We start from the raw sequence: 25,037 nt of genomic DNA, 5'->3' as shown, positions 1-25,037 counted from the left end.
GAGAGTAAGTGCCTGTGAAGCGCCCAAAGGGTTGGTTTAAAAGCGATTTATACTGCGTTATTGATTTTAACAATAGAACCACTATTACTTGCAATCAATGCCTTGCCTAAATCGCTTTTAATTCCAACTGAAACTCGCATATTGAGGTAGTTTGGGTATATATATACCAGCTAACGGTTTTTGAACAAGTTAAAAAAATTCATGCTAGGATCGCGCTCTCGTTTTTTTACTCAATAGCGACACCTATGCCAGCCAGTTTATGCTTAATTATCGCGACCTTTTTATGGGGTAGCTCCTACATTGCTTTAAAGCATGCAATCAATGTTTATGACCCTGTGTTAGTGATTTTTTTAAGAATGCTAACCACGTTATTGATTAGCTTATGTTTATGGCGCTATATAATCCGCTTTGAGTTTAAACAAGGTGACTGGAAGTACTTAATTGGTATGTCACTGGCTGAGCCTTGCTTTTATTACTTATTTGAGGGGCATGCCCTTGAATACACTTCTGCATCGCAAGCTGGGGTAATTGTCTCTTGTTTACCAATTATAGTCGCTATTTTGGCGTTCTTAATATTAAAAGAGTACATCAGTAAAGCCATCGTCGTTGGTTTTACCTTGTGTATTGGTGGCAGTATTTTATTAACGCTATTATCACCAAGCACTGAGCAAGCCCCTAACCCACTGCTTGGTAACTTTTTAGAATTGATGGCGATGGTGTGCGCCGCCTTTTATACCGTCAGTGTAAAACACTTAGTGACCCGCTATTCACCACTTACTTTAATTGCAATTCAAGGGTTTAGTGGTAGCTTATTTTTTGCGCCTTTTTTATTTTTCATCGAACTACCCAGCGAAAATCAGCATGATTTAAGTGCCCTACTGAGCATTTTATATCTAGGCTCATGTGTCACTTTAGGTGGCTATGGCATGTACAATTACGCCATCAGTAAAGTGTCGGTGTTAACCGCTGCGGCTTACTCAAACCTCATTCCAATTTTTGCGTTAATCTTGTCAGCCATTCTACTTGGCGAAGTACTCACACTTTGGCAATGGGTAAGTATTGCGGTGGTATTTGCCGGTGTTATTGTTAGCCAACGTCATCAAGAGCTCAAAGTTGACGTGGACGATGATAATTTATCAGCCGACACCAATAGCCTAAACTCAGTCCCTGAAGCTAAGGAGTCAAAAGGGTAACAGGTTAATAAATAAAGGCCTGATTGTGCTAAAAACCCTTGTTCACTTTGATGAATAACATCAATGCTGCGAACTTGATAGTGTTCAATCTGGCCATTTTGCAACTGCATACTGAACTGCTCACCCACTTCGACATGTTTTAGAAATGCAAAGTGGGTGTCGTTATGACCAGCTATTAACACCCCTTTTGAGCTGCCAAGTTCACCGCTTGGCAAAAAATGCCCGGGGGCAAACGCGAGGTTTCGCCCCGATGCACCAGCAAGTACAGTCATCTCTTGCTGCTGACTTGGCCAATTTATGTGTGCAGTGACATAACCATCGGCGTAAAACCAAGGCCTTACTTGCTCATTAGGACTTTGCAAAGCTTGCTGCCAAGCTGACTCAATTAGAGCCTGTGCCAGCCAAGCTTTCGCCTGCATATAGCCACCATTAACAAACAATGCGATGCCAAGTAAGGCGCTGCAAACTGGCAGTGCTTTTTTTAGCGTCGCCATTGCCATAACCATGAGAATGTAAGCAGCAACAACCCAAGTAGCATAAACACTCGGCTTTGTCCGTCAGTTTGCGGTAGCGTCATGCCGTTAGGAAGCTTGTTTCGTACTTGCATTGAACGCTCTGCAATCTCATTACCCGCGTAGTTATCAACTGCAATAAAGGCAGTAAAAGGGCTAAGTAAATGGTGCTGAAGTGCCAATGCTTCGACTTCTGCGCGTACCGTTTGTTTTTCGTTATAAAGCAGCAATGACTTAATTTTTTGTCTGGCCCAGAGTCTAGCGATACCTTCGCCTTGTGCAGCATTGGCGGTTGCTAAATTAATGGTGAGTGGCCCTGTGTTTGTTTGCCCTTTTAACGTTAAGTGCTGACTGCCATCAAGCTTCACAGCAACCAAAACCGGCTCTGAAAAATACAAATCAGGTAATGGCGATGGCCAGTACTCAAGTGCTGCTTTGCCGCCTTCAAGAGCAAGCTCTGTAACCGCAGGATGCGCCAGCTTATCAAAAAGTAGCTGCATTTTTGGCTGTACTTGGCTGGTGCTACTTATAAAGGTAAATGTACCACGGCCAATATCAGCAGCTCTGGTCATAAAAAAGCTATTAGGCGCGCTACCTATTCCGACGGTAAAGAGTCGGCTGTCACCTAAATCAGTTTGAATTTGTTTAAATAGCTGCGTTTCGTTACCCACACTACCATCGGTTAAAAACACCACTTGGCGTACAAAGCCATCATGCTGTTTACCATCAAGTACCTGAGTCAGTGCTTTTGCGATTTCAGTGCCACCATCGGCTTGTAAGCCATAGATAAAGCGCTCTGCACGGCGAATGTTAAAGTCATTGGCAATCATAGGTGTGTCACTTAATACCGACACTTCGTTGTCAAAGCCGATGATGTTAAAACTGTCATTTTCATCCAATAACGAAAGTGCATAAAACAAGGCTTGTTTGGCCTGCTCCATTGATTGACCATGCATTGAGCCGGAGGTATCAACAACAAACACCATTTCGCGAGGAAGTCGAGCTTGCGAGGTAAAGTGATCGCTTGGCGGTACTAACATCAGTAAACCATATCCTTGCCCTGCTACTGTTTCGGTAAAAAATGCAGCCTGTGAGTGTGCTTTATCAAGGGGCTTAAATGTAAGCTCAAAGTCTCTATCCATCGGAACATCACGATTAAGTAATAATTGATAGCGACCAAAACTTGGATTATCGATTTGCATCCCCGCTAAATTAGCGCTGATATCACTGAGTTCAAGGCCAATATCCATCGAAATAGCAAGATTTAGGCTCGCATCAGACTCTTGGCTTTGTGCACGATGAAAAACAGGCTTTAGCCACGCTGATGCCACGTGCGCTTTGTTCGCTGTTTCTTCGCTCTGTTGTTCTGTGTCTGTTGTTTCTAGATTCGCTTTTTGCTGCAGTTCTGCCGTTAAAGGTTCGTAACGCGGCGTGATAGTGGTAGGAAAACGCAGTGAAAACACACCATCTCGAAAACCGATTATCTCTTGGTATTGCAAGGTGATTTCAATTTCTTCCCCAGCGCCAAGGTTTGCCACATCAGTAGAAAAAATATTCGCACGTTGCTGACGAACTAAAGCAGCGCGTTTACCCTGCTTTTGAGCTTGCTCAAATTGCTGCTCAGCCTGCTGCTTCAGGGCTATATTGCCAGTGATAATGCGCTCACCAATTTGCATTTGCATGGCATGAACTGCGCTTTCATCAGGTAACGGAAACACATAACGGGCATTTACCGCAAACGGGTGCGGGTTTTGATAACGTTGTTTAACAACCACATGATTAATAAGCCCAGTGAACGTCATAGTGACATCGTTTTTCACTAATAAGCCCGACGACACTTGGCTATTTGAATCATCATAAAAACGCAGTTCGGCACTGGCATTGGCCGCAAATGCAGGGTTAACTGCATAACCTAATAAGAAGATAAAAAGGCTCCCAAAAAGGAGCCTTTTGGTACGGTTACTCAACATAATATGTCACTCCATCGACAGATGAATTAGTGGTTACTTTGTGCTGTACGTAAGCTGCTTTGTGACACAGGGCGTGTCGTTAAGGTTACACGGCGGTCAAACACGTTGTCTTCGTAGTTGTCTGAATCAGCAACACTTTGCTGCTCACCAAATGCAGTTGCGGTTAAGTGCGTATGAGGCACACCTTGTTTTATTAAGTAGCTTTGCACGGCATTTACACGCTGTTTTGAAAGCATTAAGTTAGCCAATTCATCACCACGCTGATCTGCAAAACCATTTAAGTCGATAGCAAGGTTCGGCTGGGCAATCAGTAACTGCGCGACTTTGTCGAGTTGATTAGCAAAGTGCGGGGCAATTTCGCTAGAGCCAGTTTTAAACTGCACCGTCATCGCCAATAAGGTGTTTAATTGGGCTTGTAGTAACTGCTCTTTTTCATCTGCTAATAACTCAAGCTGCTCACTTAGGGCGGCGTTATCGGCAATCACTTGTTGGTAATCTGCGGTTTGCTCCTTCATTACAACTAATGCGTGAGCTTGTTCATCAATGGTGTTGTCTGCCGCTTCTTTTTCGCCAATTAAGCCACCAGCAAACGCGCCAATAAATGCGCCCACTGGGCCGCCGACTATGCCGCCAACAAGGGCACCTGCACCTAAGCCAATAGCTGTTTCTTTTGGTGTTTCTTGTTTAGTTTGACTCGCAGCGTCTGCAAAAGGGGCTACAGATACAGCAGACGTAATAACAGCGGCAATAATTAATTTTTTCATGGTTTAATCCTTTTTCTACTTAATTGCTTGGCAACATTGGTTGGTGTTGCGAACTTGGTATGGAGCTATTAAAACAAGTCGAAATGGCAATAAATGGGATCAAAAAAGGCAAACTGCTGAGCAATTGTGGCAGAAAAATGGCAATCGCGTTTTTGCCAGTACGCAAGGCAAAAAATTAGGTATAGTTCGCTATAGAAAGAATTTAAGTAAGTATTAACAATGAAGAAAATAGCAATCGTTGAAGATGAAACAGCAATCCGCGAAAACTACACTGAAATGCTCAGCGCTCAGGGCTATCAGGTTGTAGGCTTTGCTGACAGAGCCAGTGCTGAACTAGCATTTAGTCAATCTTTACCAGATTTAGCCATTGTTGATATTGGCCTTGGCCATGAAGTGGATGGTGGTTTTTTACTTTGCCAAACATTACGCAGCCTTTCTAAAACCTTACCGATTATATTTTTAACCGCACGCGATAGCGAAATTGATACCGTATGCGGTCTGCGCATGGGAGCAGACGACTACTTAACCAAAGACATCAGTATGGCGCATCTTGCTGCTCGAATTGGCGCATTGTTTAGACGCCTTGATGCCTTCGATCAACCCGCCGATCAAACCGCTCTTTTGCATCGCGGCCCGTTAAAGTTAGATACCCAGCGCATGCAAGTTTTTTGGCAAGAACAACTGGTTGATTTAACTGTGACAGAATTTTGGATGGTGCATTCACTTGCACAGCGTCCTGGCCATGTAAAAAGCCGCAACGAATTAATGAGTGATGCGAAAATTTATGTTGATGACAGCACCATTACCTCGCACGTAAAACGCATTCGTAAAAAGTTCATTGCTTTAGATGATGCATTTGACTGCATTGATACCGTTTACGGTATGGGTTATCGCTGGGAGCAAGCTTAATGCTGCGTTTGGGGCTTAGAACAAAGTTTATTTTCTTATCCTGCTTTTTATTTTTATTGCCTTGGCTTGGCTATGAGTATGTTTGGGAAATGGAAAAGTTCTTAAGACAAGGGCAAGAAAAAACCTTGGTGGGCACCACCCGTGCACTTGCAACCGCATTACATGAGCGCCCTGCTTTGTTTGACTCACAAACCAACTTTTTAGATCAAGTTGTAAAAGGCCGAGATTTATATGCCTATAACCTAAATAACCCGATTCAACTTGATGGTAAATTGTCGGAATGGCAGCCTTATCAAAGCTTATTTTGGCATTATGACAAACGCTATTTACAGGGGTTAAGTAATGAGCATCAAGATAGTGATCTAAGTTTTGATCACATGGTAGGTAAATACGAAAACTACCTTTATGCGGCATTTAAAGTCACAGACAGTTCGCTGGTGTATCGTGCTAAAAATGTGCTTAGCTTTACCCGCAATGATCACTTACAGATCATGTTAAAAACACCTGAAGGTGAATTTAAAAGTTATGTGGTGGCCGCACGTCAAGATGGTTGGGTTAATGCCTTTGATGCCACAACACAAGAACCTGTCACAAAAATCCAAGGCTATTTTAAAAGCACCAACACGGGTTACAATATAGAGCTGCGTTTTCCGCTTTCGATGCTAGGTAATAAGCTCGGTTTTGCGATTGAAGATTGGGATGAAGACAAAGTTGAGCCTCAACTTATGTCGACCTCAAACCTACAAAACCCCAATGATATCGGCTCAGTTTTAGTGCCTTCACCAGAAATTAACCGTATTTTGAAAGGCATGGGCCACAGTGGCAGCCGAATTTGGGTCGTCGATAACCATCACCGTGTACTTGCACAATCAGGCTCAATTCATCATGCCGATGGCGTTTGGGCAGACGGCCTAAAAGAGGAGCCTGCAACAACATGGTGGCAACGCTTTGAGCAAGATTACTTACACCCACTTTACTATAAAATTTTAACTCGCCCAGAAAATGAGTTCATTGATACCTTACATGATGTCGCTGCGATGCAAGGTACTCATATTGCCAGTGCTTTAAATGGTAAACCTGCATCATCATGGCGCTTAACTCCAGATAACAAAGCCGTTATTTTATCCGCGGCCTACCCTATTTGGATCCAAGACAAAGTCATTGGTGCAGTAATCGCAGAAGAAACCACCAATGGCGTGCGCACCCTACGTAATAAATCGTTAGAAAAGCTCTTTAATGTCATTTTAGCGGTGATGCTTGTAGGCACTGTGACGCTATTCTTTTTTGCTTCAAGAATTTCCAGCCGTATTCGCCGCTTACGTGACAACGCCGAGCAAGCCATTGATGCCCAAGGGCGGATCACCGGCAAAATTACTTATGCCGATTCGAATGACGAAATTGGCGACCTTTCTCGCAGCTTTGCCAACATTGTTAGCCGTTTAAGTGGTTATACTGATTATTTAGAAAATATGTCATCACGACTCTCCCATGAACTGCGAACGCCTGTGGCTGTTGTACGCTCATCACTTGAAAACTTACAAATGCAGCCACAATCTGAACTGAGTCAAAAATACCTCGACCGTGCCAGTGAAGGGGTTGAGCGGTTAGGTAAAATTATTACCACCATGAGCGAAGCAACGCGTCTGGAGCAAAGTATTCAAAACGCCGAGGCAGAAGAGTTTGATCTAACCAAGGTGATCACTGGCTGCATGCAGGGCTATCAAATAACCTATGGTGAAAGCCTATTTACTTTGTCGCTTTGTAAAGAGCCGTTAAATGTTAGTGGCGCTCCAGAATTTATCGCCCAATTACTCGATAAGCTCATCAACAACGCGCTTGAGTTTAAAACCCCGCAAAGCACAATTTCAGTCAGTTTAACCAAGCAAGAGCAACATGCATTATTAACAATTAGCAACCAAGGGCCTTTGCTCCCTGACGGTTTAGTTGAACACATTTTCGACTCAATGGTTTCGGTGAGAAGTCAGCAACATCAGCAGCAGCCCCACTTGGGTTTAGGTCTCTATATTGTAAGGCTTATTTGTGATTACCATCACGGTAAAGTATTGGCAGAAAATTTAGCTGATGGCACAGGTGTTGTGTTTACTGTGGAACTGCCTATTAAATAAGCATATTTGCGTTACATATGATTACAGTTTAATGACTGGGTATTCACCGATAATTCAGATTACAGGACGTAATATTTGTAATACAAAAGGCAAATTATTTTTGGAGGGCATCATGCGATCTGGATTACAACGTGAAGAGATTGAGTTCATTATGGGGCTATTTAGCTATAATGAAACAACCGATAAACCAGCGGCTCCAAAAAAGCAGCCTGTAAAAGCTGACACTAAAAAAGTTGATACAGCGCAATATAAAGCAAACTACAAAGCAACTTATTTGACCTGAGTAAGGCGAGATCATTACAATGGCGCACCTTTGGAATATAACGCCTTGTAATGAAAAAACACTCACCTAAAAAAGAACTGATTTTACTGCCCGTTTTGTTCGTGGCTATTTTGCTTTGTGTTGCAGGTCACTTCCTACTCCAACCTAACTACCAAGACAGCCATACCGTTGAGTATTTACTCGCTGCACTGCCATTTGCCTTGTTTGGATTGGTGATTATCGCCTTTAAAGTTGCCAGTAAAAACGATAACCAAGAATAGCTTATACCAATTCGCTTAATTAAGTGGTCTATTTTGAGGCAAGAAAACCTCGTTGATAGCAAGGCAAACATTTCGTTATTTAGTTGTTCTAAATCAGAAATTTTTAACGCAGGTAGCGACAGGTTTAATCCCTCAAAATGATTAAGTATTATTGCGGATTGGTATTACAGAACGTGATAGCCAAACCAATCAGGCTTCATTTCTTGAGCTTGCCCGCTTGGCGTTAATTTTATTGATAAGTTGCTATCTAACAAATCAATCGCAAAACAATCGTCTACATCGTGTAAGTCATCTTTATGAAGATGAGTCATTCCCGCCAATAAAGACTCTTTAGCGCGTTGCTTTGCTTCTTCACTGCTACGCGCAACGTACAATGCAAAATCATGTTGCTCCGCAAGACTATCTGCTCTATAGGCACCTAAGTTCACAAAATATAGTTTTTCAGCTTGGTGATGCGCAGTATCAACCACTTCGACCTGATAGCCATCAATGTGCTTAATTTGCATGTAACTATCCATATGTACATTGCTTTTATCACCCACCCATTGTGCTTTTAATTTTGAATAGGTTTGTTCAATGTTATCGCCTACGACAAATCGAACGTCGTGCATTTCAATGTGACAACCTTGAATACGACCGCCCAGATAGACTAAAAAAAGCGCCATGTTTTTCCTTATATTAAGCTTTCAACATTAATGTTGTGCTTTTTAATTAATTTATAAAAATCTGAGCGATTACGTTTCGCAAGCTTTGCGGCTTCAGCAACATTACCCGCTGACATTTTCAGCGTATTAATTAAATAGTCTCGCTCAAATTCTTTTTTTGCATCATTTAACGAAAGTGGCTCAGCAATACTAACATTACTATTTAATGCACTCTCAACTAACTGAGCAGCAATCACTTTACCCGGTGTAAGGGCTACAACTTGCTCTATCACATTTTGTAATTGACGGATATTACCCGGCCAGTCATAGCGAACCAAAGCATGCATTGCATCGTTGGCAAACTGCTTTTGCTCTTGCCCCATACGTTTAGCAATTAGACCTGCAAAATGCTGCGCTAGCAAACTTATATCTTCTCGGCGTTCACAAAGCGGAGGCAGTTTTAAGTTCACCACGTTTAATCGGTAGTATAAATCTTCACGGAACTGCTGATTACTAATTGCCTCTGGGAGGTTCTTATGAGTCGCCGACACCACCCGCACATCAATTGGGATCTCTTCTTGAAAGCCCACTGGGCGAATGGTTTTCTCTTGTAAAACCCTCAGCAGTTTTACTTGTAAATTTAGCGGCATATCACCAATTTCGTCTAGAAAAAGGGTACCACCTTGTGCTTGTTGAAACAAACCTTGATGGTCTTTGACTGCACCTGTAAATGCGCCTTTTTTATGCCCAAATAATTCAGACTCTAAAAGCTCTCCCGGCACAGCGCCGCAGTTAATTGCCACAAATGGCCCATCACTAACATGGCTGTGTTGATGTATCGCCTGTGCAAGCAACTCTTTACCGGTGCCGCTGGCACCTGAGATCAACACATTCACTTGCGTTGGACCAAGCAATTTAACTTGCTCAAGTAAATGCAACATCGCCCCGCTACGGGTGACAATATTGGTTTGTGTCGGTGTTTCATCACCGTGTACACCATGGATTTCGATAGCTTTGGCAAGGCTGTCGAACAGCTCATCTTTATCAACAGGCTTGGTAATAAACGCAAATATACCTTGCTTCGTCGCTTCTACTGCATCAGGTATCGAACCATGTGCTGTCATCATAATCACCGGCATCGAAGGATAGCGACTTTGCAATTGGCGATGCAATGCCATGCCGTCCATTTCATCCATTCTTAGGTCGGTGATCACCGCATCATAAGTTTGATTTTTTAGCGTTTGTAGTGCCTCAATGCCACTTTCAACCGTGCTTACCAAGTAGCCTTTAGACTCAATTCTAATCGCCAGTAACTTTAATAAACTCGCATCGTCATCTACTAATAAAACCCGTGGTTTTGTTACTTCATTCATGGTTACTGCTCCTTGGTTTCTTCACGTAGCAGAAGTTGTTGTTCGATAGTCGCAAGCGACGATAAGGTTTTTTCCATTTCATCACTTAGCGCCTGTTTTGCTTGTTTTGCCGCTAAATTCTGTTGTAAATATTGCTTTTGCAACCAAAGATACTGCTTAATATCATCTGGCCAATAAAAAGCATGGTCACTTTTTTCAAGCTGACTAAGGGCTTTTTCTGGCTCTGAAGCAGCGAGTAAACAAATCGACTCAAATAGACGTTTTAGCTCATTTTCACCAACATAATTTGCTTTCTCAGAGCTTGCTTTAAAGCCACCGCACTTGGCAGCATGCCAAGCAATGACTGTACTTGCAGGCGGATATAACGGCTCACTTTTCGGCCGAGGCTTTGGATTTGGTTGCCCTTGAGGTTTCGCATCTGTTGTCGGCTCTACTTGCTCTGTCTCGACATGCTTTTGCGTGATCGTGCACCCTGTTATAAAAAGTGTGCCTATAACAAGCATAAAACTGGCTTTATTCGCTAAGCCCATATCAGTTAACTCCTTGGGTTAATTGAATTGGTAAAATGGCTGTAAATACACACCCTTGTGGCTCATTATCTGTAATAGAGAGCTTACCGTTTAATTGTTCAACGGTTTCTTTAACTATGGTTAAACCGAGCCCGCTGCCCATTTCAGTATGTTGTTTTGCATTCTTGCCTTGGTAAAAAGCTCCAAACACAGCGGCTTTTTCAGTATCCTCTATCCCTACTCCTAAATCGCTGACACTCAAAATTAACTGCCCCTGTTTTAAACTTGCTTTTATTGTCACTGACTCGTGTTCCGGCGAAAACTTTAGCGCATTTGAGGTAAGCTGAATAAGCACCATTTCAAGTAGTTCAATATAAATAAACAAGGCTTTATTTGGTAACTCGTTCACCCACACAATGGATAAGTCACGCGCTGATAACCGGTGCTCAAAATGACGCTCAATTTTATTCATCATCAAGTTAAAGTTAAGCTCGCTTAGGCTTTGCTTACTTGTGCGAATAGCGTTGTAACTTAACAGGCTTTCAATCATAGCTCTGAGTCGCATCATACTTTGCGTTATTAGCTCAATAACGGCTTGTTGCTCGCTATTAATTGGACCAACAATTTCATCTGCGAGTAAGTCTGTGCCTTCAACCATAGAAGCTAGGGGCGTTTTTAATTCATGTGTCACATGGCGTAAAAATGTATCTTTTTGCTGCTCAAGCATATGTAGCTGTGCTTGAACCCACTCTAGTTTGTTACCTAATTCAACTAACTCTGACGAGCCTCGAACTTGAATTTTTTGCTGCCAATGGCCTTGTCCAAGTTTATCAATAACATGTGTGAGCTCTCTGAGCCGTCCGCTGATCCGCCAAAGAAACCCGCCCCCGACCAATAACGTGAGTGGAATTAACGCAACTAACCAATTAATAAATGAAGCTTGAAGTGCTTTTAATTGCTGCTGATTTTTTGTGATGCGCAATTCATTTTGCTCTTTGAGCCAATTTGTTTGCTCACTGATAAGCTTACTAGCAGGTGCAAACAGCTCACCATCTTGTTTTTGTTCTATCAATAAATGTTGATGCGCAAATTGTAATACCTCAGCTAATTGCCGCCACTGCGAGATATAATCATCGGTTGGGCTTAAGAATATAAGCTCATCAACACTTTGCAGTGACGATTGCCACTTGTTGGCAATCAAGCTATCGAGGGATTCACTTTTAAGCACCCAGTTTTGTCGAGTTGCCCTTTCTAGGCTATTTAAGTCTTGTTTGAGGTTGTTAAATGCTTTGGTAATTTCGTAATTGTCACCGACGATTTCTTGAGTCACTGCAAGCTGCTTATTGAGCGCATTTAAAAATAGAATCACCACCAAAGATAACGGTAGTAAAGACAGCAAAATGCTACAGACGAACTGGCCAATAAGACTAGGTCGCCAATTGAGTAACTGTTTTATTTTTATCGCTACTGTATTTTGCATATTCACTCTCAACATAATTTCAGATGCTGATTATTAGTGAACAAACTTAGACACTCGCTGAATCCGACCTTAAAAAGTACTGATTTTTACCCAAAAACCGATACAAAGTTGCTATTTGGCAACAGACTAACTCATTGAAATAAAATGGATAAACTTTTAACACCTGAAAATCGTTGCAAAAAAGACACAACACCCTGTAACTATTTCGCATTTAAAACTACAGAAAACCAATAAAACACTGATAAATAATGGTTTTTAATATTGGCATTGATTTTGATAAGTACTAAGCAAATTAGTTTTTTAGGACACAAAATGAAAGTAACGGCCCAGGTAGCCAGTCTGCTTATAAGTATCTTCTCGGTAAGTAGTTATGCACTTGATTTGCAAACAACGTTTAACGAGCTTGATAAAGACAGTAATGGTTTTTTGAGTGAAGCAGAAGCATCTGAAGATGCATTATTGCATGGCAATTTTACTCAAATTGATAGTAACCAAGATGGCCAAATTTCATTTTCTGAGTTTCAGTCGTTTATTCAATAGGAGATTGTAATGAAACAACTTTTAGCTGCATTTTCACTGATGTTTTTAGTTATCAGCGCTACCGTTTTAGCATCACAAATGGATGTTCGATTTGCTAAATTTGATACAAACGCCGACGGCGAGATTTCATTAACTGAAGCAACCAAACACGATAACTTACTTAAGCAATTTGCCGATCTGGATGAAAACGGCGATCAGGTTTTGTCTGAACAAGAGTTTGAAAAATTCAAACCTTAACGGCTTAAAGTGCTTGCCATAATCCCAGAGGGAATGTGTAAACGGATTTAAATTTTGGGAGTTAAATTATGGCAAGCACTTTTATTTATAAAGGAGAGTAATTATGAGAATTTTCTGGCTTGCTTCATGTACCTTAATTACTATAAGCTTCAATAGCTTAGCATTGGATGTAAAACAACGATTTGATCACCTAGATAAAGATAAAAATGGTTTTTTATCTTTGCAGGAACTGTCATCACAACCGCACTTGCAAAAACGCATAGCGCAATGGGATACAGATAAAGATAAACAAATCTCGCTCCTTGAGTTTAAACACTATTTAACAAACAAGAGTTAAAGTAATGTCAAAATTAACCTTTGCCAGCCTAATTTTATATTGTGTATCTAGCACAGTGAGTTTTGCTGCAGATAGTATTGGTGAAAAATTTAAACAACTTGACCGTAATGATGATGGTTACCTGACTCGTTCAGAGTCTGCCAGAGACCCAGCTTTGTGGTCACGTTTTAAAAACTACGACAGCGATAAAGATAATAAATTATCGCTCAGTGAATTTAAGATCTACGCAAGCAAATAAACAGTCCATGTTAACTATTTAATTGCTGCTGAGTTGCAGTTTACTGCAACTCTGATACTGTTTTCATAAATCAATAAAAACTATTAGAAGATTATGAAACTTATCATCAGCCTACTAGCAACAGCTTCGCTTAGCTGTTTTGCCAACACCACAGTTATTTACAATGTAAATGGCTACACGCCTACCTACAAGGGCGAAACTCAACACTTTTCAGCACTGGTTTTTAAAGACGGTAAAGTCGTAAAAACAGGCAATGACTCAATTAAAAACAGCTTCCCTGACGCCACCTCTATTGATGGTAAGCAAGCCACGTTACTACCTGGTTTAGTCGATGCTCATGGCCATGTAATTGGTTTAGGGAATAACCTCTCACAACTTGATGTCAGAAATACGAACTCGGCAGATGAGGTTGGCAAAATGCTGGCTGAGTTTGCCAAAGATAAACAAGGTTGGATCATTGGTCGCGGTTGGAACCAAGAGCAGTGGCCTGGCGGTGAGTTTCCAACTGCCTCTAATTTAGACAAATATGTAAAAGACAAACCTGTGGTACTTTCTCGCGTTGATGGCCATGCTGTGTGGGTCAACTCAAAAGCCATGGAGCTTGCAGGTATTGCTAAACAAACTCCCTCTCCTGCTGGCGGTGAAATTTTAAAGCTAGATTCTGGCTTACCTTCAGGGGTATTCATCGATAAAGCCGAAACACTTATTACCCAGCATGTACCAAAAGCAAGTCATACCAGCATTAATACCGCTTTAGATAATGCAGGCACACACTTGCTGAGTTTGGGCATTACATCAACCCATGATGCTGGTATCGATTACGACACATGGCAAGTGTACAAGCAGCGCTCTGAGCAAAGTACTCTTCCTGTCAGAATCGTAGCCATGCTAAGTGCAGCCGATCCTCAGCTAGAAACCATGCTCAAAGCGGGCAAATATAAAGACATGAATGACATGCTGTCGATTCGAAGTGTCAAAGTGTATGCGGATGGTGCTCTAGGAAGCCGAGGCGCAGCCCTTATCGAGGAATACGCAGATCGTAAAAATCACCATGGCTTAATGCTTGAAACCCAAGAGAAACTTGAGCAGCTATTTAACCTAAGTTTTGCTCATGGTTTTAGTGCGAACACCCACGCAATTGGCGATAAAGCCAATCACGTGGTGCTCGATGCTTATGAAAATGTGTTTAAAAAAACCGGTGGGATTTTACTTCGTAACCGAATTGAACATGCACAAATTGTGACTCCTGAAGATATCCCTCGTTTTAAAATATTAAAAATTATTCCATCAATGCAGCCTGTTCATGCAACCTCTGATATGCATATGGCAGAGCAGCGTCTGACTGAAAAACAACTTGAAGGGGCGTATGCTTGGAAAACCTTTTTAGCACAAGGCTCAGTAATTGCAGCAGGTTCTGACTTTCCTGTAGAGCTTGCTAACCCGTTTGATGGATTATATTCGGCAATTACACGAATGGATCATAATCAATTGCCTGAAGGTGGCTGGCGACCAGAAGAGCTACTATCGCGTGATGAAGCTTTGCGAGCATTTACTTTAGGCGGTGCTTATGCTGCACATCAAGAGTTTAAGGTAGGTAGTTTAGAGCAAGGCAAGTGGGCTGACTTTATTTTGATTGATAAAGACTATTACAAAGCACCTGTTTCTGAAATTCACGATATTAACGTGACACAAACCTGGATTGCGGGCGAGCTAAAGTATAAAAAAGAGGAATAATATTACTCGGCGTCAGCTTTTTGCTGACGCTTTAATTTAATAATGTGGTAAACATTCACAAATGCCAGTAAGCCATTGGTAAAGGCCACCGGAACGGCACCTATTGCCAGCCCGTAGAAGGTAAATGCAATACACCCAGCTAGGTTAAGCCAACGTAGCTTTACTACATCGCTCATTGTCAAAGAAGCAACCAACAGTGCTGACGCTAAATAGCCTAAATATTCCCAACTCAATTGTTCTCTCCTAGGCTTTAGGTTAGCATTGGAGCTTGTCATTTTTTTTGACGCACTCTGTGCTAGTTTGACAATAAAATAAAAAAGCTAACTTACTAAAAACCTTGTAAAGCTTAAGAATAATCTTGGCTTTAAAATCATTACACGGGAAATGAAGGTATCAGTAACGTGAATCACCTTACTAGCAAGTTAGCGTAAATTCTTAGAATCTTAATGCTAACGTCATTAAGGTGTAATAAATAGGACAATTGTCCGAAGAGCGGCGTTAATGTTTCAATATCATTTTTCAAGCTATCTTGTTGACCAACTACTGACATTTGCAGGCAGTAGTTTTCAACAAGCTAAAAAAGAAGTGCTGATCCACCAAGATCAACCCTTGTCAAAACTCGTATTAGTGAGAAGCGGCACAGTGTCGTTCAGCTATGACGTGGGTAATGGCCGACGTCTTCTTTTAGGCCAGCTTGATTGTAACAACACACTGATTGGTGAGATTGAAGCACTGAATAACTACCCGTGTATTTACACAGTTACGTGCTTTAGCGATGTAAGTTATAACCTAATTGAGCTTAAACATTGGCGCGCACTACTCTTAGAAAAGCCAGAGTTAAGCTTGTACACAGCGCAAACAATTGCCGCTAAGTTCCAAGAAAACCAAAAAATAAACTTAGATAAGCTGCTATTACCACTTAGCTACAACATAGCTAAAGATTGCTTATTAAGAGCTGAAAACAGTAATCCAACACTATTGCGTGCCTACCCTACAGTGAATGCTGAAGCAGAACGCTTTGCCACCACCGAAAGAGCTTATAGACGCGTAGTTACAGAACTAGTTGAAAAAGGCTTAGTGCAGAGAAGTAATCAAGGTTTACAAGTAGTAGATATCGACAAGCTTAGCGAATACGTAGAAAGTTTTGCGCAGTTATAAGTGTAGAACACACTCATAACTGCAAGATCATTCAAAGTTACTTTTCTAAAAGTATGTCATGAATATTAGCTAAATCAGACTTACCTTCGATAATTTCGTCTGGCGTTAGGCCTGAAAGCTCATGAGGGAACACTAACCACTCTTCAGACTCATGAATGAAGTAATCTGGCACCATATCTACCTTTGAGTTCTTCGGCTTGTAGTACGGGCATGCAACGCGAATATCACGTGGTAGGTTTAAACGCATTAACTCTGAAAGCTTTTCTTTTAATGCAAAAATGCTGCGGCCAGAATCAAACACGTCATCAACGATTAGTAATGAGTTATCTGCATTGGCATTTTCAATGATGTAATGCAGGCCGTGTACTTTGATCTCTTTAGACTGCTGGTTAATACCGTAATACGACGAAGTACGCACTGCGATATGGTCAGTTTCGATGCCTTTGTAATCATAATATTCTTGAACTGCGATACCAATTGGAGCACCACCACGCCAAATACCAATGATGAAATCAGGACGGAAACCATCTTCATAAACTTGTGCCGCAACACGAAATGAATCTTCAAGAAGCTGCTGCGCAGTGATATAGCACTTATCTGACATAAATAGAGACCCCAATGTGAAATGATCATTCAAGTGTAGCTAATTTAGTAATAACTAACCACAGGATGAGAAAATGTGGGGCGGGATTTTATACTAATTTACTCAAAAAAGCTTGTATCAGTTTGTAAAATTACCTGTTAGATCAAAAAAGCGCCTTAACTTAGATAAAGTTAAGGCGCTTTTAATTAGCTACAGAAAAAGTAAATTGCTTATGCTTTTTCTAGTAATGTTCTTGCAACGGTACGCATACCTTGTGTTGTCGCACCAGCAGCCCACTCGCTTGTGCTACCCATGTTAAATGCAGCGGCAAGGTCAATGTGCACCCAACCTTTACCTTCATTTGGCACAAAACGTGATAAGAAACCTGCCGCATTAGAAGCACCACCGTAACCACCGCCTTTTTGTGGGCGGCTATTTGCTGTGTCTGCATATGGCGACGGGCAATTTTGTTGATGCCACTTTTCTAGTGGTAATGGCCATGCAGCTTCCATTTCTTGCTCTGCAAAGTCTTGTACATCACGTACAAGCTCTTTATCAAGACCGAACAATGCATTGTACTCTTGACCAACAGCAACAAGTGCAGCGCCTGTTAACGTTGCCGCATCAATGATTAATGGCGCGCCAGACTCACCTGCAGCCATTAAGCCATCAGCGAGCACTAAACGACCTTCAGCGTCTGTGTTAACGATTTCAACTGTGGTGCCATTTTTGTAAGTTAAGATATCACCAAGTTTGTAGGCATGGCCTGAAATTAAGTTTTCAGCACAGCATAAGAACAACTTAATGCGTTTGTTGATACCACGGCTAATAGCAAGCGCTAAACCTGCAGTTACTGTAGCAGCACCGCCCATGTCGCACTTCATGCCTAACATGCCTTCACTTGCTTTAATTGAGTAACCACCTGAATCAAACGTAATGCCTTTACCAACTAAAGCGGCCGCAACAGGTGCATTCTCATCACCCGTTGGGTTGTAATCTAGTGCTAATAATACCGGTGGACGCTCACTACCACGGCCAACCGCGTGAATACCAATCCATTGCTGCTCTAATAAAGCATCACCTTTAATGATTTGGTAGCTTACGTGCTCTGGCGCTAATGACTGAATAAATTCTGCCGCTTTACCAGCTAGGCTCTCTGGGAAAATGTCATCAGCTGTGCCATTGATCATTTGACGAGCCCACGTCGCTGCTTGCTTTAAAGAAGCCAGTTCTTTGCCGTCTGTTTTTGCATTTTCAACAAACTCAATAGCATCTAAATTTTTTGGTGAAACAAAGCCTTGATAGAAAGCCCATTGTGTTTCTGTACACCAAACATCGCCCACTAAAGCAATATTTTTTAAGCCTTGATTAGCTAACGTACGTGCTGCTTTTTGTACGTTCTTGAGTGTATCTTGCTCAGTTAAATGAACAGTTGCGCCTTGTTCAGTAAAAGAAAGAGCGGCTTTTTCGCCCCAATGCGCGGCAGCACTCTGCTCGCTAAGTTGAACTAAAAATTTTTCTGACATGTTAGAATACTCTTTGCGCTAAAAATGTTGATCGAGTTTACTACAGCCAACGTCAGTTCCCAACAGCTTGCGATAAATAGCATTGTGCAGTGTGGTTCAATCCATGTAATGAATCACATACAATAAAGAAAAACGAATTTATAAGAGCCATGAAGTTTACTCCAGCATTACAATCAGCCACCTTAATCAAACGCTACAAACGTTTTTTAGCAGACTTAAAAACTTCCGAAGGCGCAGAGTTTACAGCTCACTGTGCTAATACCGGCAAAATGACGGGCTGTGCAGAGCCAGGGTTTAAGGCTTTTTATTCAACCAGTGATAATGCCAAACGCAAGTACCCTCAATCGTTGCAATTAACTCAGAACCAATTTAATCATTTAATTTGTGTTAATACCGCCGTGGCAAACTACGTTGTGCAAGAAGCGCTCACTGCAGGCACGATTGCTGAACTTGTTGACTATCAAACAATTGCTGCAGAAGTAAAATACGGCCAAGAAAATAGTCGTATCGATTTTTTATTAACAGATGAACACAAACCCCATTGCTATGTAGAAGTAAAATCAGTGACATTGCTTTCGCAAACAGACCCACAATCTGGGCAAGGTTATTTTCCAGATGCAAAAACTGAGCGTGGCCAAAAGCATCTGCGAGAGTTAATAGAAATGGGACAGCAAGGACATCGTGCCGTGCTATTTTTTGCCGTTTTACATGAAGGTATCAATCAAGTAAGTGCGGCTGCTCATATTGATCCCAAATATGCCCAACTTTTAACTGAAGCTATAGAAAACGGTGTTGAAGTCATTGCTTACAAAGCAAAAATTTCTGCTGAAGAAATTAAGCTGCAAGAAAAATGTGATTTTATTAGCTAAGCAACTCTTTTACTAAAAAGACAATAAAAAACACGATTTAAGTTGTATTATTTTTTTTTGCCTATATAACTTAGCAAATTTATTAAAATTATGAGTGACTCTACTCATAGAAAATTATGCAATCAGGGGGCGAGGCATATAAATTAAGCTAAAATAAATTTGCCTCAATCTAATGATTCTGCTATTTATAGCCGCCGGCTAATGCTGGGCAAAATATTAAGGATTTAGGAGAAAGTTATGCCAGACCAAAAAAGACTAGGGTTATTGGCTCAGGCCGGGTTGGAACCATATCAAGAACAGCCAGGTGAAGAGTATATGAATGAAGCACAACGTGCTCATTTTAAAAAAATTTTAGAAGCTTGGCGTAACGATTTACGTAACGAAGTAGACCGTACTAAATCGCACATGCAAGACGAAGCAGCTAACTTTCCAGATCCAGTAGACCGTGCAGCACAAGAAGAAGAGTTCTCACTAGAACTTCGTACTCGTGACCGCGAGCGTAAACTGATCAAGAAAATTGAGAAAACGATTCTATTAATCAAAGAAGATGAGTTTGGTTTCTGTGAATTGTGTGGTATCGAAATTGGTATTCGCCGCTTAGAAGCGCGTCCTACAGCTGATTTATGTGTAGACTGTAAAACGCTTGCAGAAATTAAAGAAAAGCAATCTGGACGCGGTTAATTACATCCTTTAATTAGCCCATGTCTACCACAGCCGTTAACACGCCAATGCGTGAATATCGTGGCCGCTTCGCGCCATCCCCTTCAGGGCCATTACATTTTGGCTCACTTATAGCGGCTGTGGGTAGCTTCCTTGATGCAAAAGCCAATCAAGGAAAATGGTTAGTACGCATTGAAGATATCGACACAACACGTGTTGTAAGTGGTGCTAGCGACGATATATTACATACCTTAGAGGCTTACGGCCTGCACTGGGACGAGCCTGTCATATACCAAACCCAGCGTCATGAGCAATACCAAGCCATTGTTGACGAGTTAATTTCGAAAAACCTTGTTTATGCATGTCATTGCACGCGCAAAGAAATTAAAGCAATCGGAGGCATTTACCAAGGCCATTGCCGACATAAAAACCTCTCTTTAACAGATTCAGCACTGCGTTTAACTCAGCAATTTGCAACCAGTCACTACCATGATTTAATTCAAGGTGAAGTGTATATTGATAGCCAACTTGCCAAAGAAGATTACTTAATAAAGCGCAGCGATGGTTTATTTGCTTACCAACTGGTCGTGGTCGCTGATGATATTGCACAAGGTATTACAAGAGTCGTTCGCGGCGCTGATTTACTCGAACCGACCGCCCGACAACTCAGTTTGTTTAAGCAGCTTAATAAACCGGCCCCAGAATACGCTCACCTACCTTTAGCAGTAGCTAAACCCGGTTTTAAGCTATCAAAGCAAAATTACGCTCCGGCAATAGCAAAATCAGATCCAAAGCCCGCGTTGTTCGATGCCTTGCGCTTTTTAGGTTTAAAGCCAGAAAGCTCTCTTTTATCGTTAAATATCGAACAGATGTTAGCTTGGGCTGTTGAAACTTACCGCCTTGAACACATACCAAAGGTGCAAGAAATACAAGTTAGCGAGGATCCAAACTCCCCTTTTTGTAACTTTGTTACTATTGAAAAATAAATTGCCAATTTTAAAGGCCGAGTAACTTAATTTTTCAGCCCTGCTGGTATATGATAGCGACCCAAAGTGTGCGAATCATCAACACCTTAATTTAGCGCCGTTAATTACACACTGATAACACGTCAATCTCACATCGGCGAAGTATCAAACAAACGCTATACTTGATGAGTCGCAAAGTCCGCGTCGTAGGAGACAGATTATTATTTCTAAGCTTTTTCAATTTTGTCGGCAGATTATTGGCCCAAATGCCTCGACATCAAGTGATGCTTTGCCAACGAGCGAGTTACCTTTGGTGATCGAACGCAGTGAACATGGTATTTCGCGCAAACAATTTAGCCCAAATGCAATCAAAGTATTGTACCGCCTTAAAGAAGGTGGTTTTGATGCCTACCTTGTAGGTGGTTGTATTCGAGATATATTGTTAGGCCAACAACCCAAAGACTTCGACGTTGTAACAAATGCAACCCCTGAGCAAATCAAAAAGCTATTTCGTAACTGTCGCTTAATTGGTCGTCGGTTTCGTTTAGCCCATATCGTGTTTGGTCGAGAAATTATTGAAGTGGCGACCATGCGTGGCCATCACGAAGCTGAAGAAAGCAAAAATCAAATTAGCCAATCAAGCGAGCATGGCCAATTACTTCGCGACAATGTATATGGCAGTATTGAAGAAGATGCCGAGCGCCGCGACTTTTCGATTAATGCGCTTTACTACTCAATTAACGACTTTTGTATTTATGACTATGCCAATGGCATTAGCGCGATAAAAGCAAAACAAATTGAGCTGATTGGCGACCCAGAAACACGTTACCGTGAAGACCCTGTGCGCATGTTACGTGCAGTGCGTTTTGCCACGAAACTAGGGATGAGCATTGCACCTGGCACCGAAAAGCCAATTAAAGGCCTTGCTAACTTACTTGATCATATTCCGCCTGCGCGTTTGTTTGAAGAATCTCTTAAGTTGTTTTTAAACGGCAAAGCAGAAGAAAACTACTTAATGCTGCGCCAGTATGGTTTATTCAAAGCATTATTCCCTGCGCTTGATAAAATCTTAGATGCCAACCCTGAAGGCTTTGAACATACGTTTATCCTGCAAATGTTTAAAAACACCGATAAACGTATTAATGCTGATAAAAAAGTCACCCCAGCCTTTATTTTTGCAGCCTTATTGTGGTTCCCATTGCAGAGCATTGCTAACAAATTACAACAACGCGACCAACTTTCAGAGTACGATGCATTTGCGCAAGCGATGAACAAAGTACTGAGTGAAAACGCGCAACATGTAGCAGTACCAAAACGCTTCACCCTGGGTGCACGTGATATTTGGCATATTCAGCAACGCCTTGATAAACGAGGTGGTCAACGTGCTTATAGGCTCACTCAACAGCCTCGCTTCAAAGCCGCCTATGACTTCTTACTTCTGCGTGTGCAAGCTGGAGAAGAGCGGCAAAAAGAGCTTGCTGATTGGTGGACAACCTACCTAAGCCAAGACATCAATGGCCAAAAAGAGATGGTTAAAAGTTTAGGACACCAAGGTGGCCCTAAGCGCCGTCGTCGCCCACGCAAGAAAAAAGTAGACTAAGTATGCATACCGTTTATTTAGGTTTAGGTGCCAATTTAAACGCGCCACGTAAACAAATTCATGCTGCTGTCGCTGCCCTAAAAGCACTAAAAGATGTTGAGTTTGTTTGTGTATCACATGATTACGCAAGCAAACCAATGGGGCCACAAGATCAACCCGATTATGTAAATGCAGTCGCGTGTGTTAAAACTGCACTTAAGCCAGAGCAGTTGCTTGATTTAACTCAAGCCATTGAGCTTGAGCATGGCCGTGTTAGAAAAGAAGAACGCTGGGGTCCGCGCACCCTTGATATAGATATTTTATTGTTCGGTAATGACGTGATAAACACTCCTCGCTTAACCGTGCCTCATTATGGCCTAACAGAGCGAGAGTTTGTTGTTTATCCCTTGTTGGAAATTGCACCAACACTTGTACTACCGAATAATCAATCACTTGCTGATATAAAAAAAACGTTGCCTTTAAACGATTTACAACAACTCCCTCAGCAGTAATCAACCAAGGCTAGGCCTTAGAGGAAATTATGTCTAAAATCACCGTTTCAACTCTCAATAAAATGAAACAAGAACAACAAAAAATCACCGCATTAACGGCTTACGATGCCAGCTTTGCTAAATTGTTTCATGATAATGGCGTCGAGGTGATTTTAGTCGGTGACTCACTAGGTATGGTATTGCAAGGTGCTGATGACACATTAGCGGTAACCAACAGTGATATTGCTTATCATACACGCTGCGTACGAGCAGGTAGCCGAGAGTTATTTGTTGTTGCTGACTTACCTTTTATGACCTATGCCAACCCAACTGATGCCTGTAAAAATGCTGCAGAGCTGATGCGTGCAGGGGCAAACATGATCAAGCTTGAAGGCGGCGAATGGCTACACGACAGCATTCGTGCGATGACCCAACAAGGTATTCCAGTATGTGGTCACCTAGGGCTAACACCTCAGTCAGTGCATGTATTTGGCGGTTTTAAAATTCAAGGTCGTGAGCAATCTCAAGCCGATAAAATGGTCAGCGATGCAAAAGCACTTGAGGCGGCAGGTGCACAGCTGCTTGTTTTAGAATGTATTCCTAGTGAGCTTGCTAAACGCATTACTGATGAACTGAGCATTCCTACCATTGGTATTGGTGCAGGTAATCAAACTGATGGGCAAATCTTAGTAATGCACGACCTAGTTGGTATTTCGGCAGGCTATATTCCTAAGTTTTCAAAGAACTTTTTATTAGAAACCGGCAATATGCCAGCAGCAGTGCAAAAGTATTGTGAAGATGTAAAAAGTGGTGCTTTCCCAAGTACCGAACACGAGTTTAAATAAATGCAATCAATCACTGAAATCAAATCGTTACGCAGCCAAATCAAAGCTTGGCGTCAAGCGGACCTGAGCATAGCGCTTGTGCCTACCATGGGCAATTTACACCAAGGTCACTTTTCACTTGTTGAAAAAGCCAAAACATTGGCTGATAAAGTGGTTGTGAGTATCTTTGTAAACCCGATGCAATTTGGTGCCAATGAAGACCTTGATAGTTACCCGCGTACACTAAACGAAGATAAACAAGGTTTAGCAGATCTTGGTACTGATATCGTGTTTACCCCATCCGTTGAAACGATTTACCCAAATGGTTTAGGCGAGCAAAGCTTTGTCGATGTACCGGGTGTTTCTATGGGTTACTGTGGAGGCTCACGTCCTGGTCACTTCAAAGGTGTTGCGACGGTTGTTACTAAGTTATTCAATTTGGTTCAACCTGACTTTGCTTGTTTTGGTGAAAAAGATTTTCAGCAGCTACAAGTCATTAAAACCATGACGCGCGATTTATCTATTCCAGTTGAAATTGTTGGCGTGCCTACTTGCCGCGAAATCTCTGGTTTAGCTATGAGTTCTCGTAATGGCTATTTATCTGATCAGCAAAAAGACACTGCAAAAGTACTGTTTGCCACGCTAAATAATACAGCAACAGCACTTAAACAAGGCAGCGCAGACATTGCAGCACTTGAGGAAGATGCAAAAGCACAGCTTGAAAGTGCAGGACTAAAACCTGACTATTATTCGATTGCAGAGCGCTCAACACTAAAGCCAGCCACCGCGGCTGATAAACAACTTGTTATTTTAGCTGCTGCTTATTTGGGTTCAGTACGTTTAATTGACAATTTACAAGTTGAGCTGGATTAAATAGCAACAATCTGGGTAAGATGGATTGCAAAGAAAAGACATAAACTAGGGATAAGCATGAAAAAACTACCAGCAATTGCAGCAACATTGTTTGCTATGACATTACTGTCTGCCTGCTCAAGCAAAATTGACAACCCAGAAATGCAGCAATGTGCTCAGCAAAACTATCAATGCGAAGCGAGCTGTGAACAACAAAGCACTGCTGATGGCTTAGTTCATAAAGTCTGTAGCAACAAGTGCATTGAAGCTTACAACCAATGTAAAGCTAATGCAGAAAAGTTAGGCGAAGTTAAATAACAACGGCTCGCTTTTTAGGGCACTGAAAACCTATTCGGTGCCTACACTCCTCTCCCGATTACAATTTCGCTTTCACAATTAAGCCTCTGGTAATTTTGTTCAT

29 protein-coding genes are annotated in these 25,037 nt (G+C 41.7%); 19 read left to right on the top strand and 10 right to left on the bottom strand.

Going from position 1 to position 25,037, the window contains the following annotated elements:
• The first annotated feature begins 245 nt into the window (after positions 1-245).
• The gene (locus KQP93_RS03860) at positions 246-1,193 is read left to right on the top strand and encodes a DMT family transporter (protein WP_217875924.1); all 948 of its coding nucleotides are present in this window, start codon (positions 246-248) and stop codon (positions 1,191-1,193) included.
• On the opposite strand, the gene KQP93_RS03855 is transcribed toward KQP93_RS03860, so the two are convergent.
• From KQP93_RS03855 to pdsO, 3 genes are read right to left on the bottom strand one after another with little or no spacing between them, the layout of a single operon-like run.
• The gene (locus KQP93_RS03855; RefSeq protein ID WP_217875923.1) at positions 1,100-1,687 is read right to left on the bottom strand and encodes a class GN sortase; all 588 of its coding nucleotides are present in this window, start codon (positions 1,685-1,687) and stop codon (positions 1,100-1,102) included. The genes KQP93_RS03860 and KQP93_RS03855 overlap by 94 nt on opposite strands.
• Positions 1,675-3,675 carry a marine proteobacterial sortase target protein gene (locus KQP93_RS03850; RefSeq protein ID WP_217875921.1) on the bottom strand — a complete coding sequence of 667 codons (2,001 nt, stop codon included), beginning with the start codon at positions 3,673-3,675 and terminating at the stop codon, positions 1,675-1,677. The genes KQP93_RS03855 and KQP93_RS03850 overlap by 13 nt, the downstream gene beginning before the upstream one ends.
• A 26-nt stretch (positions 3,676-3,701) precedes the next feature.
• Entirely contained in the window at positions 3,702-4,439 is a 738-nt protein-coding gene (gene pdsO / locus KQP93_RS03845; RefSeq protein ID WP_217875920.1) for a sortase-associated OmpA-like protein PdsO, read from the bottom strand.
• A 219-nt stretch (positions 4,440-4,658) separates the two neighbouring features.
• Between pdsO and pdsR the strand changes: the two genes are divergently transcribed.
• The 4 genes from pdsR to KQP93_RS03825 all read left to right on the top strand — a co-directional run bounded on the left by pdsR (position 4,659) and on the right by KQP93_RS03825 (position 8,017).
• Complete coding sequence (pdsR, locus tag KQP93_RS03840; protein ID WP_063527939.1) at positions 4,659-5,348, top strand: proteobacterial dedicated sortase system response regulator; 690 nt, start codon at positions 4,659-4,661, stop codon at positions 5,346-5,348.
• Positions 5,348-7,474: a proteobacterial dedicated sortase system histidine kinase gene (gene pdsS, locus KQP93_RS03835; protein ID WP_217875919.1), complete on the top strand. Its 2,127-nt coding sequence runs from the start codon at positions 5,348-5,350 to the stop codon at positions 7,472-7,474. The genes pdsR and pdsS overlap by 1 nt, the downstream gene beginning before the upstream one ends.
• A 112-nt stretch (positions 7,475-7,586) precedes the next feature.
• A complete protein-coding gene (locus tag KQP93_RS03830; RefSeq protein WP_158685596.1) occupies positions 7,587-7,757 on the top strand; it encodes a hypothetical protein in 171 nt (56 codons plus the stop codon).
• A gap of 50 nt (positions 7,758-7,807) precedes the next feature.
• Positions 7,808-8,017: a hypothetical protein gene (locus KQP93_RS03825; protein ID WP_054551195.1), complete on the top strand. Its 210-nt coding sequence runs from the start codon at positions 7,808-7,810 to the stop codon at positions 8,015-8,017.
• A 164-nt stretch (positions 8,018-8,181) separates the two neighbouring features.
• Here the strand turns inward: KQP93_RS03825 and KQP93_RS03820 are convergent, their stop codons facing one another.
• From KQP93_RS03820 to KQP93_RS03805, 4 genes are read right to left on the bottom strand one after another with little or no spacing between them, the layout of a single operon-like run.
• Positions 8,182-8,682, bottom strand: coding sequence for a DUF1543 domain-containing protein (locus KQP93_RS03820; RefSeq protein WP_217875918.1), 501 nt, complete (start codon positions 8,680-8,682; stop codon positions 8,182-8,184).
• 8 nt (positions 8,683-8,690) lie between these two features.
• On the bottom strand, positions 8,691-10,034 hold the full coding sequence (locus KQP93_RS03815; RefSeq protein ID WP_217875916.1) for a sigma 54-interacting transcriptional regulator: 1,344 nt from the start codon (positions 10,032-10,034) through the stop codon (positions 8,691-8,693).
• A 2-nt stretch (positions 10,035-10,036) separates the two neighbouring features.
• Positions 10,037-10,564, bottom strand: a complete 528-nt coding sequence (locus KQP93_RS03810) for a hypothetical protein (protein ID WP_217875914.1) — start codon at positions 10,562-10,564, stop codon at positions 10,037-10,039.
• A 1-nt stretch (position 10,565) separates the two neighbouring features.
• Positions 10,566-12,023: a HAMP domain-containing sensor histidine kinase gene (locus KQP93_RS03805; RefSeq protein ID WP_217875912.1), complete on the bottom strand. Its 1,458-nt coding sequence runs from the start codon at positions 12,021-12,023 to the stop codon at positions 10,566-10,568.
• A 312-nt stretch (positions 12,024-12,335) separates the two neighbouring features.
• Between KQP93_RS03805 and KQP93_RS03800 the strand changes: the two genes are divergently transcribed.
• From KQP93_RS03800 to KQP93_RS03780, 5 genes are all read left to right on the top strand, one after another.
• Entirely contained in the window at positions 12,336-12,563 is a 228-nt protein-coding gene (locus KQP93_RS03800; protein WP_217875910.1) for an EF-hand domain-containing protein, read from the top strand.
• A gap of 9 nt (positions 12,564-12,572) precedes the next feature.
• Positions 12,573-12,800, top strand: coding sequence for a hypothetical protein (locus KQP93_RS03795; RefSeq protein ID WP_054551189.1), 228 nt, complete (start codon positions 12,573-12,575; stop codon positions 12,798-12,800).
• Between the two features lie 103 nt (positions 12,801-12,903).
• A complete protein-coding gene (locus KQP93_RS03790; RefSeq protein ID WP_217875908.1) occupies positions 12,904-13,137 on the top strand; it encodes an EF-hand domain-containing protein in 234 nt (77 codons plus the stop codon).
• 4 nt (positions 13,138-13,141) lie between these two features.
• The gene (locus KQP93_RS03785; protein WP_217875907.1) at positions 13,142-13,375 is read left to right on the top strand and encodes an EF-hand domain-containing protein; all 234 of its coding nucleotides are present in this window, start codon (positions 13,142-13,144) and stop codon (positions 13,373-13,375) included.
• Between the two features lie 93 nt (positions 13,376-13,468).
• Entirely contained in the window at positions 13,469-15,109 is a 1,641-nt protein-coding gene (locus tag KQP93_RS03780) for an amidohydrolase (RefSeq protein WP_217875905.1), read from the top strand.
• A 2-nt stretch (positions 15,110-15,111) separates the two neighbouring features.
• Here the strand turns inward: KQP93_RS03780 and KQP93_RS03775 are convergent, their stop codons facing one another.
• Positions 15,112-15,342 (bottom strand): YgjV family protein, encoded by a 231-nt coding sequence (locus tag KQP93_RS03775; RefSeq protein WP_217875903.1) that lies wholly within the window; start codon positions 15,340-15,342, stop codon positions 15,112-15,114.
• Positions 15,343-15,610: 268 nt separating this feature from the next.
• On the opposite strand from KQP93_RS03775, the gene KQP93_RS03770 reads away from it, so the two are divergent.
• Entirely contained in the window at positions 15,611-16,267 is a 657-nt protein-coding gene (locus KQP93_RS03770; RefSeq protein ID WP_217875902.1) for a Crp/Fnr family transcriptional regulator, read from the top strand.
• A gap of 37 nt (positions 16,268-16,304) precedes the next feature.
• On the opposite strand, the gene KQP93_RS03765 is transcribed toward KQP93_RS03770, so the two are convergent.
• The gene (locus KQP93_RS03765; protein WP_054560872.1) at positions 16,305-16,871 is read right to left on the bottom strand and encodes a phosphoribosyltransferase; all 567 of its coding nucleotides are present in this window, start codon (positions 16,869-16,871) and stop codon (positions 16,305-16,307) included.
• 209 nt (positions 16,872-17,080) lie between these two features.
• Positions 17,081-18,376 (bottom strand): aminopeptidase PepB, encoded by a 1,296-nt coding sequence (gene pepB, locus KQP93_RS03760; RefSeq protein ID WP_217875900.1) that lies wholly within the window; start codon positions 18,374-18,376, stop codon positions 17,081-17,083.
• A 149-nt stretch (positions 18,377-18,525) separates the two neighbouring features.
• On the opposite strand from pepB, the gene sfsA reads away from it, so the two are divergent.
• The 8 genes from sfsA (at position 18,526) to KQP93_RS03720 (ending at position 24,934) form a co-directional block, all read left to right on the top strand.
• Positions 18,526-19,245, top strand: coding sequence for a DNA/RNA nuclease SfsA (sfsA, locus tag KQP93_RS03755; protein WP_217875899.1), 720 nt, complete (start codon positions 18,526-18,528; stop codon positions 19,243-19,245).
• Positions 19,246-19,482: 237 nt separating this feature from the next.
• Complete coding sequence (gene dksA, locus KQP93_RS03750) at positions 19,483-19,926, top strand: RNA polymerase-binding protein DksA (RefSeq protein ID WP_217875897.1); 444 nt, start codon at positions 19,483-19,485, stop codon at positions 19,924-19,926.
• A gap of 20 nt (positions 19,927-19,946) precedes the next feature.
• Positions 19,947-20,891, top strand: a complete 945-nt coding sequence (gene gluQRS, locus KQP93_RS03745; protein ID WP_217875895.1) for a tRNA glutamyl-Q(34) synthetase GluQRS — start codon at positions 19,947-19,949, stop codon at positions 20,889-20,891.
• Between the two features lie 292 nt (positions 20,892-21,183).
• Positions 21,184-22,470, top strand: coding sequence for a polynucleotide adenylyltransferase PcnB (gene pcnB / locus KQP93_RS03740; protein WP_254907732.1), 1,287 nt, complete (start codon positions 21,184-21,186; stop codon positions 22,468-22,470).
• 2 nt (positions 22,471-22,472) lie between these two features.
• The gene (gene folK / locus KQP93_RS03735) at positions 22,473-22,961 is read left to right on the top strand and encodes a 2-amino-4-hydroxy-6-hydroxymethyldihydropteridine diphosphokinase (RefSeq protein ID WP_217875893.1); all 489 of its coding nucleotides are present in this window, start codon (positions 22,473-22,475) and stop codon (positions 22,959-22,961) included.
• Positions 22,962-22,990: 29 nt separating this feature from the next.
• Positions 22,991-23,785, top strand: a complete 795-nt coding sequence (gene panB / locus KQP93_RS03730; RefSeq protein WP_217875891.1) for a 3-methyl-2-oxobutanoate hydroxymethyltransferase — start codon at positions 22,991-22,993, stop codon at positions 23,783-23,785.
• The gene (panC, locus tag KQP93_RS03725) at positions 23,786-24,637 is read left to right on the top strand and encodes a pantoate--beta-alanine ligase (RefSeq protein WP_217875890.1); all 852 of its coding nucleotides are present in this window, start codon (positions 23,786-23,788) and stop codon (positions 24,635-24,637) included. It begins immediately after the preceding gene.
• A 57-nt stretch (positions 24,638-24,694) separates the two neighbouring features.
• Entirely contained in the window at positions 24,695-24,934 is a 240-nt protein-coding gene (locus tag KQP93_RS03720) for a hypothetical protein (protein ID WP_058585751.1), read from the top strand.
• Positions 24,935-25,037: the final 103 nt, after the last annotated feature.

The organism is Pseudoalteromonas shioyasakiensis, from assembly GCF_019134595.1.
GTDB classification, from domain to species: Bacteria; Pseudomonadota; Gammaproteobacteria; order Enterobacterales; family Alteromonadaceae; genus Pseudoalteromonas; species Pseudoalteromonas shioyasakiensis_A.
Note: the sequence above shows the minus strand (reverse complement) of the source record. Positions and strands in the feature narration are given on the sequence as shown.